Here is a 17,483-nt window from a genome sequence, read left to right as displayed (position 1 = left end):
TAGCCTCTTCTTTAGCCTTTTTCCGCGCATCGCCTCACTTTCCTGAAAAATTGCTGCTTCATGAAACCTTCTCTCCTTTCTAGCGCTGATTTTTACTAAACCGCGAACATGCGACATTTTTGAATGCGCTTTATATTCGCGCTATTTGTCAGGTAAGGGTAAGTAGCTTACGATAAAACTTGATGGGTTAATGGCTAAATCTCGTTATACCCTCATATAATAAGCGGCTCGTCTAAATTTACAACTGTCTGCACCCCATAATGACGAATAAACTTATCTTTAGGTTCACGCAAGCGATAAATACGCAAACTGTCCTGTTCTTTATCCATAATTTTCAATAGCTTATTTATTAACTCCTCAAGTTCCACATCGCTTACGGAACATTCAAAAACCGATTTCTGCACACGTTGACCATAACCATTGCAGGCTTGGGCGATACGCCGCAGTCTTTTTTGACTATCATCCTGCAAAGTTGAAACATCATATGTCACCAGCACAAACATCCTGTTTTTGTCACTCACTTTATAAAAAATGGCAGATATTCGGGCAATTCTTGCCGTATAACTTTGGCTAGTAACCTAGCCTGAACATGCGGCAATATACCAAACGGCACCGTTTCTTTAAGCAACGGATGGATAATTTCTTCCTGTTTCCTTTTCTGAAATTCCTGTATAACTTTTTTACGTCCTTTGTCGTTAAGATACACGGCGCCACCCGGACGCATTTCAAAATCGTCTTCATCCAATTGGCGACGATTAATCATAGCGACCGCCATTCGGTCACCTATTACACTGCGAAATTCTTCCATTAGATCCAACGCTAAAGATAGCCGTCCCGGACGCACAGAATGCAAAAAGCCAATTTGTGGGTCTAATCCAACTCCTTCAAGAGCCGAATTACAATCTACCGCCAACAGGGTATAAATATAGGATAATAAAGCATTTACCGCATCGCGTGGCGGGCGGCGATAACGGGCTTTAAAACGGAAGAATTCGCGGTCGGCCTTTACCATATGGGTAAATACGTTAAAATAGGCTAAAGTAGCTTGTCCTTCTATGCCACGAATAATATTTATGGCATCTTCATTTTTAAGATCTCGTAGTATACTGCCAATAAAGTTGCTGGCGTTCTTTAACGCATGGCAATCTGTTTGATTCTCTGTTTCTCTTGCCGCCCGCAGCAAAAGCGAGCGCATATTTTGTATTTTCCCCGCAACAAAAGCGCGGGCAAGCTTAGCCGCCAAAACTGGATTTTTGTAACAGTTAAACTGGCTTAACCTCAGTAAAACGTTCCCCTTCACCCGACCGACTGCCCGGTATTGAAACTGCCCATTTCTATCAAGAAAGACAACTTCTTTCCCTTCAGCTATACAATAAGAGACAAGCGCCGGTGATATGGCTGTCCCTTCTTGCACAACAATTCCTTTTAATGCATTAAGCGGTATTTGCGTTATTTTCCCATTTTCATTTTCAATCCGCACAGTATCATGGTCAAGCTTCAAATACAAACCAGGCGTTACTGCATAGAGAGTATTTAAAATTTTTTTCATTTAAGCAGTACCCCTGTCATAAAGTTCTTGCAATAAATTTTTAAATCGTTCTGCATGCCCAGCCAATTCTGGCAGGCAAACCCTAATAAGGCTGCAATCAACGCAGCGTTGATCATTTGGAGGCGCAGGCAATGTACCTTTGCTCAAAAGTTGCCGCATTTTTAAAACAATTTCGGTTACTTTCTCCCGCATATTATTATCAAACACGACCTCTAAACGGCGCCGGGAGGAATAATAGTAAATCGCCCCGACTGTAACTGGTATCCCGGTCATTTCTTCTAAACACATCGCCTGCGCACACAACTGAAGTGCATCGTGTATTTTTTCTTTGCGATAACCGGACTTAAACTCTACCGGATAAGGCACGCCATTACGAAATTCTACTCGGTCAGCCCGCCCAATTAGCCTTAGTTTATCCGACCACAATGGAAGGGCCGATGCCACAACTACGCCATCACCACAGACGGTGTCATCTTCTATGTCAACTTTTTCATGTATATGATGTCCTTTGATTGTAAATATATTGTCCTCAAATATTTGCTCCATATGAATGATAGCAAATTGGCGCGGACAATAGCTGTAATGCTGTATGCCAGACAACATTAGCCAGTCATCATCCAGCAAGTTTTCATGCACCATTTTTACACTTCCAATAAATTATGAACGGTAACACCCGAAACCAGGTTGTCTTTGTTTAAAATAATTTCATAATCTGATATATGCCGAGCAGGGCATTCTGTTTTGCGGTTAATAACTAAACAATCAAACAGCTTGTGGGCCGGCGCATTGCCCAGTTCGTTCGAATGCGTAAATATATACAACCCCCGGCAAGCCGTATAGCCCCGGCTGGCCGAACGATCGATATCCCACATATTAACCAACGCTTGCCAGAATATTTCCAGGTCTTTTGCCGTCACACCGGTTTCTTGGGCAAAATGCGGATTAAAAAAGCCATATGTCCGATACAGGCCATAAGGAATGACCTGTTTGCGGCCAATTTGCCCAGAACGAGCCTTTTCGTCTTCCTCCGAACCGCCCTTTACGTCGTCGGCATTAGTCAATGCTACTCTTGTTATCGTCAAATCTAGTGGCAAAATAGGATCTATTGAGCGGGCAAACGTAAGCTGCACCGGTCCCCGAACCTGGCCGCAGTTCCAGGCTTTTTTGGACTCTTTTTTACCCTTATTCCCTTTTTCTTTTTGGTCGGCTTCTTCTTGCACTTTACCGGTAGTCATGACCGCACCGAACATCCGCACGTCATAGTATTTTTCACACATTTTTTTACGCGCATCATCGTTTGGTTTGTCCGATGGTTCGAGGTTCAGTTCTTGGTAGACCTGCTTTTGCAGATTAGCCAGTATACCCCTTTCTTGGACATATATACCCAGCCCGGGTTGGTTACCATAAGCTACTGTTATAAAATTGCGCACTTTGCGTTTAATCGCAACATCAGTCACAATGCCTTGCATTGTTTCGGGGTCTACTCGGGGCATATTGCCGGCATCAGGATCACCATTCGGATTGCCATCAGTTACATCAAACAACAAAATAAAGTCATGGCGTTTGGTAACATCACAAATAATTTCCTTAATCATTATTGTCCCCTCCTACCTGTGCGCTTGGTTTGCCGTCGTTTTTCTGATGATAATATCCAAGAGCAAACAATCCCTGTTCTTGTAGGCTTAAAATCAAAGGAAAACCGCTTGCCGGCATTTGACTGAGAATATCGCCTAATTCCCGGTCAAACCACGTCGCCAGGCCGACAGTTGCTCTATCCCGGCGAAGCTTGGCCAAATGAGCCCTGGAAAGTTGCAACAAAACCGGAAATACCGTCGCCGGGCGGGTAGAGGCTGCCCCAAAATAGCGATCGGTTATGGTGGCATTGATGTCGCCCTGCGCCGCCTGCTGCAGTCGTTCCAAAACAGCCAAGAGCCGCCCGCACAAATAAGCCGGAGGCCCTGCCTGCGCCAGTCGGCTAAGGTTGTGTTCCATAGTGTTACCAACTCCTTTTTGCAAAAGGTATATTTTTATCAATACGGCCAGCGGCCGTGTCACACTACGCATCACTTGGGCACGCCGGACTGCCATCGCGAGCAGCGAAGGCGGTAATTGCTGGCCAAACAGCGCCGCACGTAGCAAGGTTGTGACAACTTCAGGCCGTAATTCTTCGTTTACATCTCTATACAAGGCGGCAGCTAACGGGAATATCCCATAATAAGTGTCCGTTCCGTTTTGACTTCCAACTATTTTTTGCGCGGCAAACCACGCACAAAGCCGTTCTTTCACATCTTTGAGCGTGGCATTTAGCCAATCTTTTACCACCACCCTAGCGTTATTGGCTGCCAAAAAGGCAAAGTAATACTGTTCTGCATCAAGAAAAGTGCTATCCTGGCCAGTCCAAACACCGGTTAACAACTTGTGAACCTCGTCTTCGTTCGGCGCGGTGAGAAAGCCGGTCAAGGGAAAACCTTTGCCGCTTTTTGACCAAAATATTGCCGCCAGTCCATCAACTTTTTTTTCACCATTTTTTTTATAAACAATTATTTTTATGTTGTGTTGTTCGCTGTCCAAAAGACGATTTAGCCCTTTAGCATAAAGCTCGGCACACTCACGGCAAGTAGGTGCTATCAGCGAGTTTGTCAAGCCATAAGATTCAAAAGCATTGCTATTGGCCGAAACAATTGCCATCCCAGAGCTTTGGCCGCCAGGTATACTTTTTATTTGTATCGGATGACGATCAACCGGCTGGCAAGGCTGGCCGCAAACAATACAGGTAAAATTCCCTGCCGTACGGCCGCTGCCCAGCCTGGCTGCCCACCATTGCTGGACCATCGGCCAATCGGTAACGTAGCACACATCAGGCGCCATTCTAAATACCAGCCTGTCCTTTAAGTCTATATTGGCATTGGCAAAGATATCGTCAAAGCAGCCACCGGCTTTTTTCTCATAAAAGGCAGCAACTGCTTGCACCTGACCCATACCGGTCGCTTGCGCGCATTCACGTACAAGCTTGACAAATTCCTCGTGTTTTTGGGCACCCCTTTCACCTGTTTCGCCGCCAAGCACATAGTCGGCGGTATCAGCCAATAAAGCCGGCCTAATAGTAGTCCCTGACCGCAAGATATCCGGCAAAGGATGGCTTTTCCCTTTATCTTTTTTGCCAGAATTTTTGAGACTAATAAGATTAAGCAAATTTCCGTCCTGGTCAATTTCAATAACCCAGTCTATTGATTTAAGAACATAGCCGGCAGGTATCTTTTGCTGGACAGTTTCAAATTCAAGAAGTTTTTGCAGCAGCATTGGCCCACCCCACTTTTTGATAAAGATGTGGCGGCACATGAAGCACCCCATTTACCAGCCGGGCCGGGAAAAATACTGGTCGCGCCGTTCCTTCTTGGGAAATATAGTCAAGATCAAACAGCATAGGCCCTATATCTTCGGTAATATCGACCGCCTGTTCCGACTTATCCCAGCGCGAAAACCATGCGCTAAATTCACGACATCCAAGGTAAGGGCGATAAAAACATTGCCCTCTGTCAACGCGCCGCCAGAAGATATCGCGATATTTAGCTACCGGATCTTGGGCATGCGCTTTCAGTACGATATCGGCGACAATACCATAGGCCACGTCCCGTAGCATAAGGGTATTACGTTGCTGGCGGTCATCATCAATATAGATCGGTTTAATTCCGTCACGACTTAGCGCCGAGCGCGTTGATGCTTTATGCCCCAATTCATTGCGCATTATTGACATATAACGCATAGGCCGCAAAATATGAATTTCCTTTATTTGCCAATAAAACTCCGGCTTCCAGAAAATTGCTTCCAATACTCCTCTGGCCGCAGATGGCGTCATAACTGGATAGGTCACCCGCTCGGCCTTCATCTCCGGCCGCGTAAAACAAGCACACTCTCCCCATACCTTAAGCCGCACTTGAGCTCGCTCTTGTTCCAAAACATTGCTCACCTCACTTAAAAAATCAGTTCTTCGGGCAAAAAACCTTCTTGGGTAAGCCCTTTTACTTCATCGTACTTTCCTGTAAATAACCACACTCCTTCTAGCCAATGCGTAACAAGGCCCTGGTTGTTCAAGTTTCGCAAATCATTACGCGTAATATTAACAATATATGGTTGTAATTTACGATAGTCTTCACGACTCACAATTTGCCGATGCCCAAATTTTATTTTGTCGGTAAGTTGGTCAATAACTTCAGTGCCTTGTCCGTAACACACTGCCACTGCCACGTTATTGACATCGTCGATTAGATGAAAGCGGTTAGCTACTTCCGGAAAGTTAAATTGATTGCGTAAATTTTGAATGCCTTCAGCATCCTGCACACAGTCATACCTTAGTCGCTCGAAATATAGGTTAAAGAGTCTAGGATCACTGAGGTCGCAACTTTCCGAATTTAAAATTGCTGTCGTTATTTGCGTAGCTGTACTGTACTCACCGGCTGGCAAGCGGCCATCAACCGGCGTAAATATAAACACTTTCCCTTTAACGTTACAACCGGTTTCATCCGTTAGCCGCCCTTCGCGATTACAGCGGCCCGCCGCCTGTACAATCCTATCCAAAGGCCCCATCGCCCGATACAATACCGGAAAATCAAGATCAACCCCTGCCTCAATAACCTGGGTGGAAACCAATATGCACTCTTGGTGTGCCTTCAATGCGGCCTTTACTTTCGCCAAAACATCCCGCCGATGTTCGCCACAAAGTAAAGTAGAAAGATGAAAAACCTTTTTCCCATAATGCCGTAATAAGTCAACTAACTGCAATGCATCCTTTTTGGTATTAACTACCACTAACACCTGGTGATGCTCACAGACTTTTTCCGCTAACTGCTGCCAGGTAAGCGGTGCCGCTAAAACATGATATTCAACGCGCTGCATAATCTCAAAGTAACGCCCCGGTGACGGAATAATGTCATGGACATTCTCCAGCCCATCAAGCCAATTGTTTTTCTCCAATGCGGGTTGCGTAGCCGTGCATAACACCACCGTGACCTGCCAGTCGTCCACTAAGGTTTGTAAGACATTGAGAATAGGCAGCAAATATTTTTGCGGCAACGATTGAACTTCGTCCAAAATGATGACACTTTTGGCTATATTGTGCAGCCGCCGGCATGCCGACGGTCTATTTGAAAACAAGCTGGCAAACAGTTGCACGGTAGTGGTGACAATAATCGGCGCATCCCAATTTTCAGCTGCCAGCCGATAATATATTGCCTGTTGGGAATCTTCATCATCACCGTCCAGAACAAAAGAACTATGATGCTCAAGGACAGCTTCTTTACCAAATATCTGACGGTAAACATCGGCGTTTTGTTCGATAATCGACGTGTACGGCACAGCCATTATGACCCGTTCCAGGTTATGTAACAATGCATGTCTTAACGCAAAAGCCATACTGGTGCGAGTTTTGCCGCCGCCAGTTGGAACCGTCAACCGGTAAATTCCCCTCTCTCCGGCTGCCGCCTGTACCGCTTGGGTGTAAATTTCTTGCCGCAGCCTATTAATGGGTGTTTGTTCAACATTTTCATCTATTCTTTTCTGATTTTGCTCCAACTTTTCCCAGAGGCTTGTGATAGTTATTTTATTATGATAATGCCTACGTAAATTAGCTGTTTCGGGCGAAAAATGGGCTTCGGTGTCAAGATAGTCTGCATCCACCAAGCAAGAAAACAACAGTCGCAATAATAACTCACTTGACAATATTGCTTTGTCCACATCATTAATGTATTTTTGCTCAAACCGTTCCAATTCGTTTGAAGCTAACGGCAACAGCGGCAATAGTTTATTTTCCCAGACAAACTGTTGCAACGCATTTTTAATATTGCTGTCAGCTCCTTTTTGCTGAATGAGCCGTTTGAAGTCGCTCAGCGCAACTAACCCCCGGTGATGGGAAAGTGTTACAAGTCCTAGTGAAGCCAATCGATTATTTTTGGGAACAAGCCACACTGCGCTGGCACTTGAATGATCAGGTCCTTTAGCGGCAGTATTAGGTATTTGCCTGATATATTGTTGAAATGCCGTGCTCGCTTTACCAATGTCATGGATACAACCAAGCAAATAACCACAATTTTCAAACCCAAGCCGGGCTAAAAATTTTGCACATAGCATTGCCGTACCTTGTAAATGTTCTTGTAATGACTGCTCTTTGCCTAAACCATTTGCCGAATGAGCAATCAATCTGTCACTTCCTTCCAATACTCTCACTAAATTTATTGTGCCATATAACGCTGACAACTGTATGTCACTACAAAGACATATTTTCCCTTATTTATCATAAATTTGCACTGCGTCTCGCAATAAAGTGGCAACCTTTTGGCGGAGCCAGCCCGGCGATACTACTTCAACTTCCGGTCCAAAGCTCAAAATCCAACGGGTAATTTCCCAATCACCGTTTACCGTTACTTCAAACCAAAGCATCCCATTACTTTCTTCCCTCAGTTGAGGCGTGGGGTGAAAAACAGCATCTTTCACCCATTTAGCGGCAGCTGGAGCAAACTTAAGGAGAACTGTCAGCGGCTCTCCTTGTCCGATATGCCAACTGCCAGCAAAAAAATCTTCCACCGAAAACTCCGGCCGGGTAAAGCTTGCTGGTAGCACACTAAGTTCTAAAATCCGGTCAACCCGAAAAAGCTTTACTGCTTGGCGCAAATGACAATAAGCAATCAGATACCACGCTTTATCCCGATACACAATGACATAAGGATCAACATCTCGTTCAGTAATTGCGTCACGGGTCTTGGTATAATAAACAATATGCAGCCGGCGCTGGTCATTGATCGCTTTTTCCAGAGTTGTAAATGTAGCTATACTAACCTGATAAGGAGCATCGAAACGAATATCGATTACTGTGCGTAAACGCCGCACCTCTTCTTTTCTTTCGGACGGGAGGCAGGCTAGCACCTTGTCCTGAGCCGACCGCAGAGCATTGGCCAAGGGAAAGGTGTGATGATCAAAGCCATCTAGGCACTGTAATAAGGCAGATGCCTCGTCTACTGTAAAAGTAAGCGGACGCAGAAAAACCTGTCTGGTAAAACGATAACGGCGGGTGGCTGAGTCATAATACACCGGCAAACCGCTTTCGGCTAAGGCTCTGATATCGCGATAAATGGTACGCTGACACACCCCGCACTCGCCGACCAAGGTTTCGATAGTGGCCCCTTGGCGATGTTCGATCAGCGATATTATCTTCAGTAGCCGCAAAAGTTTCTCTGAGCGCGGCAAATCCATCCCTCCCTCACTTTGCAATAAAACATGCTTGTAATGCCATTTAATTACTAGGTGTACTATTTATACCAAAATAGCCAGTCTAATTCTCGTTTCGCGAAGTACCAAAAATCCCCTGCAAAAATATTCCAAACTTCCGTGTAAGTTCGAATTACTTACCACCCCAATTTTATATACTTGGTTCAATGTCAATGTATACAACAACCTGAATGGAATGAACCGCCGGCCTGAGCCAGCAGAAAAGCGAAAAAACCCCTATGACCTTACGCCATAAGGGTTTTTGCGCCAATCTTTATCTTGTGTAATCCACCTGTCTGTTTTTGCCCACCACCGGCCTAAGCGCGTCCACGGCAGCGCGGGCCATAACCCGGTACCCTGCTTCGTTGGGGTGAACGCCGTCGACATGCAGTCCCTCGCGCAGGCCCGCCCCGCCCGGCGCCAGCATGGGAGAATAAAAATCGATGAGTGCCACCTTTTCCTGCACGGCGTATTCCCGCAGCCACTGCCGGTACCGGTCGAGCAGCACCTCATCCTCAGGGTAGTTTGACGGAACAGGCAGTCCCAGTACCGGCACAATGCCGGCCTCCCGGGCCGCCGCCACCATGCCGGCCAGGTTGTCGGCCACTTCCCGGAGGCGAATGTGGAGAAAGGCGTCGTTCGTCCCGCCCATGACAATAACCAGCTGCGGCCGGAAGGGTAGAACATCCTGTTCAAACCGGGCCAGCATGTCGCCGGTTGTCTCCCCGCACACCCCTTTGTTAAAAATGGTGATGCCTAATTCCTGCGCGGCCAGGGCTGTCCAAGAATACTGCGGAAGATATGGATAACCGTAAGTTATCGAGTCGCCAATCGCCACGGCCGTTATCTTCACCTTTACCCCTCCACCTGCCGGCGAAACTTCAGATTAAACCAGGGCTGGCCTTTTTCCGGCACTTGCTCCCATCCATCTTTTACCAACTCCTCCACCACCGCTTTAAGCGCCGCCGCATGCTCTTTCTTTTTCTCATTGGGGCCGTATAAATTAAACGCTCCTAAGGCAAAGGTCTTGGATTTGGCGGCTATGTACTCGCCGCGCGGACCCGCCGCCTGTGCCACGAAACGGACCGATTCCTTGGGAAAAATCCCCTTTACCTCCCGCACCGTCTCATAAGTAATCGTACACGTTTCCCACTGCTCCGGCATAATTTCCTCCTATGTTTTCCATCTACACAATAGTATAACAACTCGCCAGCGGCAGGAACATACAAAATTAACAAAAACCTAACGGTTGTAAACTGAGAAAATTTTCACTTTGTTGCCCCCATGGGAGTAAATAGTTTATTATATTACATAAGTTTTAAATTTATACTATGCCAAACGGAGGTTTACGCACGATGCGCATCGATAGACAAACCGATTTTGACCGCCCCCACCTCACCTTTGCCGAAATTGACGAAGGCTTTAGCATGCGTGAGGCCATCGCCGAAGCGAAGCGATGCCTGAACTGTCCCAAGCCGCTGTGCCGCACCGGCTGTCCCATCGAAAATGAAATCCCGGCCTTTATTCAGGCGCTGGCCAACGGCAACATCGGCGAAGCCAGCGCGATCATCGCCCGCCGCAGCAACCTGCCGGCCGTATGCGGCCGGGTGTGCCCCCACGAAAAGCAATGCGAAGCTGCCTGCGTCTTAGCTAAAAAGGGCTGCGGCATCCGCATCGGTAAACTGGAGCGCTTCATCGCCGACTTTGCCGCCGAAATGGATATCGGCACGCCGGAAAAAAGCAATGAACACAAAGGCCGGGTGGCCGTCATCGGGTCCGGTCCCGCCGGCCTGACCGTCGCCGGCGACCTGGCCAAAATGGGCTTTACCGTTACCGTCTTCGAAGCTCAGCCGGAACCGGGCGGCGTGCTCATGTACGGTATTCCTGACTTTCGTCTCAATAAAGAGGTCGTCCGCCGCGAAATCAAGAAGATTGAACGGTTGGGCGTCACCTTCAATACCAACGTCCTGGTCGGGCCGGATATTACCATCGATGAATTGTTTGCCGACGGCTATGATGCTATCTTCATCGGCACCGGCACCGCCCTGCCGAAAACGCTGGACCTTCCTGGCAAAGAGCTGCCTGGCGTGGTGCAGGCCACTTACTTTCTTAGCATGGTATCCCTGGCTAACGCCGGCAAAGTCGACATCAAAGAAGTCCCTATCCATCTCGGCGACCGGGTGCTGGTCATCGGCGCCGGCAATGTCGCCATAGACGCGGCCCGTACTGCCCTCCGGGTCGGCGCCCGCCAAGTCACCATCGTCTACCGCCGCACCGAAGCAGAGATGACCGCACTAAAATCGGAATACGAAGCGGCCTGCGCGGAAGGCGTTAAGTTTGAGTGGCTGGCCAGCCCGGTCCGTTTTGTCGGCGAGACCTGTGTTACCGGCCTGGAGTGCGAAGTGATGGAGCGGGCAAACGGCGAGCTGCGCGGCATCGGCCAAACCAAACTACTCCCGGCCGACAAAATCATTCTCGCCGTCGGCCAGCGCCCTGCCGCCCGCATTGTCTCGACCACTACGGGTATCCAAGTGAACCCGCAGGGCTATGTCATAACCCGCGAACGCCCCTACGGCATGACGACCCGCCGCGGCGTTTTTGCCGGCGGCGACGTGGTGCACGAGCCGGCGACCGTGGTGCTGGCCATGAAAGAAGCCAAAAAAGTGGCGGCCGGCATTGCCATGTATGTCGACGCGAAAAAACTAATGGAAGAATGTTAACTATAGTTTAGCCCATAAGCAGCGACGCTTATGGGCTGAATTGCAGGAGGATGCCGTGACGAGTTTAACCAAACGCCTTGAGGACTTACGCGCCGCGTTTGCCCTGTCCGCCGGCCAGCTTGCCCGCCTGTCCCGCCAGTTCGCCGACGCTATGGATGCCGGCCTGACCGGCCAGGACAGCTGCCTCAAAATGCTGCCCTCTTTTCTGGGCCGGCCCACCGGCATGGAGCAGGGACGGTTCATCGCCCTCGACTTCGGCGGCACCAACGTCCGCACCCTGCTCGTGGAGCTTCACGGCGGCGGGCTTCTGACGGTGCGGCAGATGCTAGCCGCCTCGCTCAAAGACACGACCGCCGGCTACGATTACACGGCGCCGACGGTCTGGGCCGAAGAACTTTTTGCCTTTTTGGCCGCCCAGGTAGCCACAGTGGCCGCGGCAGGCAACGCTGACAGCCTGGGCTTCACTTTTTCCTACCCCTGCCGCCAGACCGGAGCCAACCGCGCAATCCTCCTCCACTGGACAAAAGAAATCGCTACCGCCGGCGTCGAGGGGAAGGATGTAGGCGAACTCTTAGGCACGGCCTTGGCCCGGCGCGGTCTTGGCCACCTGGCGCCGGCCGCCATCATCAATGACACGGTGGGAACGCTGCTTACCGCCGCCTATCAGGACCCCTGGACCGACATCGGTTCCATCTGCGGTACCGGCCACAACACTTGCTATCTGGAGCCGGCACCACCAGCGGCCCCTGCTCCCATGATCATCAACATGGAATCCGGCAATTTTGACGCCCCGCCGCTTACCCCCTTTGACGCCGCCCTTGATGCGGCCAGCGACAAGCCAGGCCAGCAGCGCCTGGAGAAAATGGCGGCCGGACGGTATTTAGGCGAGCTGGTGCGGCTGGCAGCGGCGTCCCTGGCCGCGGCCAGCCCCTGCTTTGCCGCGCCGGTCTGGCAGCGCGCCGATACTCTGAGCGGGCCGGATGTCGCGCTGCTGGTGGCCGACACCTCCCGCACCCTGACGCAAATCGAGCACTGGCTGTCCAGCCGCCTTGGGCTTGCCTCCGCGTTGGCTGAGCGCGCCGCCCTGAAAGAAATAGCCGCCTTGGTCACAGCCCGGTCCGCCCGGCTGGTGGCGGCCACTTACGCCGGCGTCCTGCTCCGCCTTGACCCTACCGGGCAGTCGCGCCACACCATTGCCATCGACGGCTCGCTTTATGAAAAAATGCCGGGCTACGCCGCCCTGCTGCAGGCCGCCCTGGCCGAACTTCTCCCCGCGGGCGCCGGACACATCCGGGTGCGGCTGGCCAAAAACGGCTCAGGAATTGGCGCGGCGGTAGCGGCGGCGATGATGAACGAAGAAGGCTATGGCACATCAAAATAACCGGCTAAAGCCTGCCGGTCACGGGTCACGCCCAAGGCCAGCATTAGCTTTATCCGCGCCTTTGGGCCGCTGATCTCGCCGGCCAGGATGACGCCCATCGCTTTTAACGGTTTTACTCCTCCCTCATAGCCGTACACATCCAGGACCCGGCCGCCAACGGTGCGGGTGGTCAGCACGACCGGGATACCCTTGTCCAGTGCGGCCTTAATTCCCGGCACTACCGCCGGCGGCACGTTGCCGCGGCCGAAGCCTTCGACGACAATACCGCTGGCTCCTTTGTCGACAAGGCAGCGGAAAAACAAGTCGTCGGCGCCGGCTACCAATTTAATGAGATAGACATCATCGACAAGTTCGGCCGGCTGAATCTTTTGCCGCTTAAGCGAATGGCGGCGGAAGATGACCTTGTCTTCATCCACATAGCCCAGGGGCCCCCAGAACGGCGACGCGAACGTTTTGGGGTTGGCCGCATGGGTCTTGGTCACTTCCCTGGCCGCATGGATTTCTTCGTTGGCAACCACTAATACGCCTTGGCCAACCGCCTCGGGGCAAAAAGCCGTTTTTACCGCGCACAGTATGTTTTTTGGGCCGTCCGGGCTGATTTCGGCCGCATTGCGCATCGCCGCCGTCATGCACACCGGTTTGTCGCTCTGCACGGTCAAGTCGAGGAAATAAGCCGTTTCCTCCAGAGTATCGGTCCCATGCGTCACCACCACCCCGGCTACGTCGTCCCGGGCCAAGAGATCGTCAATAACTTTGGCCAACCGCCACATGATCTGCGGCGTAATGTGCGGACTGGGTATGTTGGCGAACTCAACCACTTCCACCGGCCCCACCTGGGCGAGCGGCGGCACCGCTTCGACCAGCTCGGCGCCCGTCACCGCCGGAAAAACGCCGCCCCTCACCGGGTCATACCGCATGGCAATCGTGCCGCCGGTAGCCACAATTACTACTTTTTTCGTCATGAAGCTTATCCCCCCACTCCGTATATAACAAACTCCGGGAAAAATCCCGGAGTTTAAATTTTATTCCTGTATCATTTTAATAAAGTATTGGTGGATGCGGTCATCGTCCGTCAGTTCCGGATGGAAAGCCGTCGCCAGGAATTTTCCTTGCCGGGCGATAACAATTTTGTCGTTGACGGTGGCCAGCACCTGAACCGCCGAGCCGGCACTCTCGATATAAGGCGCGCGGATAAAGACGGCCCGCACCGGTTCAGCGCCAAATTCCGGCACGTTAAGGTCGGCCTCAAAGCTCTCCCGCTGGCGGCCGAAGGCATTACGCCGCACTACGGTGTCCATAAGGCCCAGCCGGGGCTGGTCGCTGCCGACAATTTCCTTGGCCAACAGGATCATGCCGGCGCAAGTGCCGTAGATGGCCAGGCCATTGGCGGAGCGCTCCTTGATTTTATCCATGAGGCCCCACTCGATCATCAGTTTGCCAATCGTCGTGCTCTCACCGCCAGGGATGATAAGCCCGGCGACATCATCAAGCTCTTGGGGTTTGCGAATTTCCACCGCTTCCACCCCGCACCGCTCCAGCATCCAGCGGTGTTCGCGGAAAGCGCCCTGCAGGGCAAGTACGCCGACTTTCATGCTTACCAGCCCCGCTCTTGCATGCGCTCATGGGGCGCGATCGTGGAGATTTCAATGCCTACCATGGGCTCGCCCAGATCCTTGGATACCTCGGCCAGCACCTGGGGATCATTGTAATAGGTGGTCGCCGCCACAATCGCTTTGGCGCGTTTAACCGGGTCGCCGGATTTAAAGATGCCGGAACCGACGAAAATACCGTCGCAGCCAAGCTGCATCATTAGCGCGGCATCGGCCGGAGTGGCAATACCGCCGGCGGCAAAGTTAACGACCGGCAGCCGGCCCAGCTTCTTCGTTTCCAGTACCAGTTCAAGCGGCGCGCCGATGTTTTTGGCAAACGCCGGCACTTCGTCATCAGGCAAATTGACAAGCGTGCGAATCTCGCTCATCACCTGGCGCATATGCTTTACGGCCTCGACGACATTGCCGGTACCCGGCTCGCCTTTGGTGCGGATCATGGCCGCCCCTTCACCGATGCGGCGCAGCGCCTCGCCCAGATTTTTCGCGCCGCAAACGAACGGCACCTTGAACTGATGCTTGTTGATATGGAACTTATCATCAGCGGGAGTGAGCACTTCACTCTCATCGATATAGTCGACGCCCAGCGCCTCCAGGATTTGCGCCTCCACGAAATGGCCGATTCTCGCCTTGGCCATAACCGGGATGGTTACGGCATCCATGATGCGCAGAATAACCGTCGGGTCAGCCATGCGCGCCACCCCGCCGGCCGCCCGGATATCGGCCGGTACCCGCTCAAGGGCCATAACGGCGCAAGCGCCTGCCTGCTCGGCAATTTTCGCCTGTTCCGGCGTTGTTACGTCCATTATTACGCCACCCTTAAGCATTTCCGCCAGGCCGGCTTTTACCCGAAAAGTACCTTGTTCCATAGCCCAATCCCCCTAGTAGTCAAAAAATCATAGTAACATATGAAATATTTTAATACGACAGCTTGCGGCCTATTCCTGCTACAGCCGACGCCGTTGTAAAAAAAAGCGGCTGTTCACCTACTGCCGGTTAATACCCGTTCCCATATTTATTGCTGTTTGTCCTCGGTAAGTCCCGCTGCCGCCTGGCCGACAATCTCTGGTAGCGCTTCGCCGACGCGCGGGTCTTCTTGGGCCAGCATGCGGAAAAAAATGTCCAACGCTACCGGGTCAAACATCCGCCCCTTTTCCTGCCACATAACCCGAAGCGCCTGCTTAAGGTCCATGCGGGGCCGGTATACCCGGTCGGCAGTCAGCGCTTCGTAGACGTCAGCAATACAAATGATGCGGGAGGCCAGCGGAATTTGTTCACCCTGCAGCCCGGCCGGATAGCCTTTGCCGTCATAACGTTCATGGTGATGCAAAATATGCTGGGCAATATTTTGTAGCAAATGGATATTTTTCAGCGTATTATAACCGATTACGGGGTGACGTTTAATTATTTCGTATTCTTCCGCGGTCAGACGCCCCGGCTTGTTAAGGATATTCTCCGGAATGCCGATCTTGCCGATGTCATGCAGTATCGCCGCCGTCGCAAGTTCGTCAAGTTCCCGGGCGGCCAGCCCCATTTCCCGGCCCAGCGCCACGGCCAGGTCGCGCACCCGTAGCGAATGTTTGCCGGTAGCGCTGTCCCGCTTATCGATCAGTTCCGCCAACGCGGTGACCGTCTCGATAAACAGACGGTTTTTCTGCTCTTCCAGCTGCACTTTAGCGGTAATGTCATAGATAATTTCTACTACCTGACGCACCGTGTCGTCGCTGTCCAGCAGGGGAATCGCCGTCTGTTCGATCCATATCTCCCGGTCTTTCCGGTTGATTCCCCGCTTAACGTTCCGGCAAACCGTCCCGGTAAGTTGCGCCCCGCGCACCGGGCAGCCCGGGCAGATCTCGCCAAAACCGAACACGTCATAACATTTTTTGCCGCATGCCTCTTCCCGCTTTACGCCGGTTAGGCGTGCCAATTCGTTGTTAATATCCTGCACGATATACTGAGGGGTAATAGTAGCGACCGCGCAGGGAATGTTATCTATCAGCAAATTAAGTGCTCTCCGGCTTTCTTCATTTGCCTCCCTACACGCCCCCAGCTGCTCCTGTGCCTGCCTCAGCCGCTGGTTAGTGTAGTTACAGTACGCCACGCCGCATACCAGTAGGAGGTGTTCACCGGATAGCCGGGAACGTCACAAGAGAGCACCAGAATAACAAAATGGGACCAGAATAAAAAATTGGGCTGTAAGAACAGCCCTAAAAAACCTCGCCTATCATGTTAGCAGTGCTTGTTTTAACAACGTAGTTCAAACGGTTAATGGAATTATGGGAGTAAATCTTGACGTATACTGGTAAACATACGATTTCTCCAACTGTATAGTATTCGGAAGGGTTCCATTCATCAACAAAATAATCACTGCTTCCATCGTTAATACGATATGTTACAACGGTATTGGTCTTGTCCTTTCCAACAAGTCTCCTAGTTCTGCCAGTTACTGTTCCTCGAATCATCAACCCTTTTAAACCTTCATTCATTTTCACTCACTGCCTTTCTGATTTAGTTTATTCTGGTCTAGCCAAGTACGAACAACTTCTAAACAGCGACTACCGATACCTTTGGCGTTAGCCAGTTGGCCATTATAATAAGCCTCAGCAATATCTTGGGAATTAGAAAACCCATTCTCCTTTAGATACTTCTCGAACCTGCCTAAGGACATATGCTCAATCGGGACTAATACAACCTTTGGTACCTCATAAAACTTATATTTTTCGTAAGAGAAGTCAACCCCAAGTTTGTGAACATAAAACATTGCCACGGCTAATCGTCTTGCTACTGCCGAACAGGCTTTTTTCCAACCGCCTTTCAAATTGCGACGATATATGCCGTAACCCCACTGACCGAGTGGCTCATTGTGCTTTTGAATTAGGGCACTGGCACATTTAACCAAGGCATAATGGATTTCTTGATTTCCCTTTCGTCTGGTTTGGGCTGTGACCTTACCGGCAGATACCTTTAAA

Annotated in this window: 17 protein-coding genes; 2 read left to right on the top strand and 15 right to left on the bottom strand. The window is 50.9% G+C overall.

The window, feature by feature from the left end:
* Window positions 1–212: 212 nt before the first annotated feature.
* From cas2 to BLQ99_RS14125, 10 genes are all read right to left on the bottom strand, one after another.
* Complete coding sequence (gene cas2, locus BLQ99_RS14170; protein ID WP_216093678.1) at window positions 213–491, bottom strand: CRISPR-associated endonuclease Cas2; 279 nt, start codon at window positions 489–491, stop codon at window positions 213–215.
* A gap of 26 nt (window positions 492–517) precedes the next feature.
* Window positions 518–1,549, bottom strand: a complete 1,032-nt coding sequence (gene cas1c / locus BLQ99_RS14165) for a type I-C CRISPR-associated endonuclease Cas1c (RefSeq protein WP_093692095.1) — start codon at window positions 1,547–1,549, stop codon at window positions 518–520.
* Window positions 1,550–2,188 carry a CRISPR-associated protein Cas4 gene (gene cas4 / locus BLQ99_RS14160; RefSeq protein WP_093692093.1) on the bottom strand — a complete coding sequence of 213 codons (639 nt, stop codon included), beginning with the start codon at window positions 2,186–2,188 and terminating at the stop codon, window positions 1,550–1,552.
* Window positions 2,189–2,190: 2 nt separating this feature from the next.
* Window positions 2,191–3,144: a type I-C CRISPR-associated protein Cas7/Csd2 gene (gene cas7c, locus BLQ99_RS14155; RefSeq protein WP_093692091.1), complete on the bottom strand. Its 954-nt coding sequence runs from the start codon at window positions 3,142–3,144 to the stop codon at window positions 2,191–2,193.
* Window positions 3,137–4,849 carry a type I-C CRISPR-associated protein Cas8c/Csd1 gene (gene cas8c, locus BLQ99_RS14150; protein WP_171904702.1) on the bottom strand — a complete coding sequence of 571 codons (1,713 nt, stop codon included), beginning with the start codon at window positions 4,847–4,849 and terminating at the stop codon, window positions 3,137–3,139. Before cas8c ends, cas7c begins: the two co-directional genes overlap by 8 nt.
* Window positions 4,827–5,483 carry a type I-C CRISPR-associated protein Cas5c gene (cas5c, locus tag BLQ99_RS14145; RefSeq protein WP_281240894.1) on the bottom strand — a complete coding sequence of 219 codons (657 nt, stop codon included), beginning with the start codon at window positions 5,481–5,483 and terminating at the stop codon, window positions 4,827–4,829. The genes cas8c and cas5c overlap by 23 nt, the downstream gene beginning before the upstream one ends.
* A gap of 38 nt (window positions 5,484–5,521) precedes the next feature.
* Entirely contained in the window at window positions 5,522–7,741 is a 2,220-nt protein-coding gene (locus BLQ99_RS14140; RefSeq protein ID WP_093692085.1) for a CRISPR-associated helicase/endonuclease Cas3, read from the bottom strand.
* Between the two features lie 87 nt (window positions 7,742–7,828).
* Complete coding sequence (locus BLQ99_RS14135) at window positions 7,829–8,785, bottom strand: helix-turn-helix transcriptional regulator (protein ID WP_171904701.1); 957 nt, start codon at window positions 8,783–8,785, stop codon at window positions 7,829–7,831.
* Window positions 8,786–9,080: 295 nt separating this feature from the next.
* Window positions 9,081–9,659 (bottom strand): SGNH/GDSL hydrolase family protein, encoded by a 579-nt coding sequence (locus BLQ99_RS14130; protein WP_093692081.1) that lies wholly within the window; start codon window positions 9,657–9,659, stop codon window positions 9,081–9,083.
* 2 nt (window positions 9,660–9,661) lie between these two features.
* The gene (locus tag BLQ99_RS14125; RefSeq protein ID WP_093692079.1) at window positions 9,662–9,970 is read right to left on the bottom strand and encodes a hypothetical protein; all 309 of its coding nucleotides are present in this window, start codon (window positions 9,968–9,970) and stop codon (window positions 9,662–9,664) included.
* Window positions 9,971–10,161: 191 nt separating this feature from the next.
* Here BLQ99_RS14125 and BLQ99_RS14120 point away from each other — a divergent pair, with 191 nt between their 5' ends.
* Together BLQ99_RS14120 and BLQ99_RS14115 are read left to right on the top strand one after the other, a co-directional pair.
* Window positions 10,162–11,526 carry an NAD(P)-dependent oxidoreductase gene (locus tag BLQ99_RS14120; protein ID WP_093692077.1) on the top strand — a complete coding sequence of 455 codons (1,365 nt, stop codon included), beginning with the start codon at window positions 10,162–10,164 and terminating at the stop codon, window positions 11,524–11,526.
* Window positions 11,527–11,581: 55 nt separating this feature from the next.
* Window positions 11,582–12,907 (top strand): hexokinase family protein, encoded by a 1,326-nt coding sequence (locus BLQ99_RS14115; protein WP_245690512.1) that lies wholly within the window; start codon window positions 11,582–11,584, stop codon window positions 12,905–12,907.
* Here BLQ99_RS14115 and BLQ99_RS14110 read toward each other — a convergent pair.
* The 5 genes from BLQ99_RS14110 to BLQ99_RS14990 form a co-directional block, all read right to left on the bottom strand.
* Window positions 12,889–13,869 (bottom strand): asparaginase, encoded by a 981-nt coding sequence (locus BLQ99_RS14110; protein WP_093692075.1) that lies wholly within the window; start codon window positions 13,867–13,869, stop codon window positions 12,889–12,891. The two genes, BLQ99_RS14115 and BLQ99_RS14110, sit on opposite strands and share 19 nt — an antisense overlap.
* 60 nt (window positions 13,870–13,929) lie before the next feature.
* Window positions 13,930–14,499, bottom strand: coding sequence for a pyridoxal 5'-phosphate synthase glutaminase subunit PdxT (gene pdxT / locus BLQ99_RS14105; protein ID WP_093692073.1), 570 nt, complete (start codon window positions 14,497–14,499; stop codon window positions 13,930–13,932).
* A 2-nt stretch (window positions 14,500–14,501) separates the two neighbouring features.
* The gene (pdxS, locus tag BLQ99_RS14100) at window positions 14,502–15,383 is read right to left on the bottom strand and encodes a pyridoxal 5'-phosphate synthase lyase subunit PdxS (RefSeq protein WP_007290673.1); all 882 of its coding nucleotides are present in this window, start codon (window positions 15,381–15,383) and stop codon (window positions 14,502–14,504) included.
* A gap of 146 nt (window positions 15,384–15,529) precedes the next feature.
* The gene (locus BLQ99_RS14095) at window positions 15,530–16,615 is read right to left on the bottom strand and encodes an HD domain-containing phosphohydrolase (protein ID WP_093692071.1); all 1,086 of its coding nucleotides are present in this window, start codon (window positions 16,613–16,615) and stop codon (window positions 15,530–15,532) included.
* Between the two features lie 387 nt (window positions 16,616–17,002).
* The coding region (locus tag BLQ99_RS14990) for a hypothetical protein (protein WP_171904700.1) at window positions 17,003–17,483 on the bottom strand (481 nt) is incomplete at its 5' end.

Source organism: Sporolituus thermophilus DSM 23256, assembly GCF_900102435.1.
Taxonomy (GTDB): Bacteria; Bacillota; Negativicutes; order Sporomusales; family Thermosinaceae; genus Thermosinus; species Thermosinus thermophilus.
Note: the sequence above shows the minus strand (reverse complement) of the source record. Positions and strands in the feature narration are given on the sequence as shown.

What these genes read in the sequence shown, in the direction of transcription:
- BLQ99_RS14125 (WP_093692079.1), bottom strand. Translation starts at nt 9,970, where the DNA reads ATGCCGGAGCAGTGGGAAACGTGTACGATTACTTATGAGACGGTGCGG.
- pdxT (WP_093692073.1), bottom strand. Translation starts at nt 14,499, where the DNA reads ATGAAAGTCGGCGTACTTGCCCTGCAGGGCGCTTTCCGCGAACACCGC.
- BLQ99_RS14110 (WP_093692075.1), bottom strand. Translation starts at nt 13,869, where the DNA reads ATGACGAAAAAAGTAGTAATTGTGGCTACCGGCGGCACGATTGCCATG.
- cas7c (WP_093692091.1), bottom strand. Translation starts at nt 3,144, where the DNA reads ATGATTAAGGAAATTATTTGTGATGTTACCAAACGCCATGACTTTATT.
- cas4 (WP_093692093.1), bottom strand. Translation starts at nt 2,188, where the DNA reads ATGGTGCATGAAAACTTGCTGGATGATGACTGGCTAATGTTGTCTGGC.
- cas1c (WP_093692095.1), bottom strand. Translation starts at nt 1,549, where the DNA reads ATGAAAAAAATTTTAAATACTCTCTATGCAGTAACGCCTGGTTTGTAT.
- BLQ99_RS14120 (WP_093692077.1), top strand. Translation starts at nt 10,162, where the DNA reads ATGCGCATCGATAGACAAACCGATTTTGACCGCCCCCACCTCACCTTT.
- cas8c (WP_171904702.1), bottom strand. Translation starts at nt 4,849, where the DNA reads ATGCTGCTGCAAAAACTTCTTGAATTTGAAACTGTCCAGCAAAAGATA.
- pdxS (WP_007290673.1), bottom strand. Translation starts at nt 15,383, where the DNA reads ATGGAACAAGGTACTTTTCGGGTAAAAGCCGGCCTGGCGGAAATGCTT.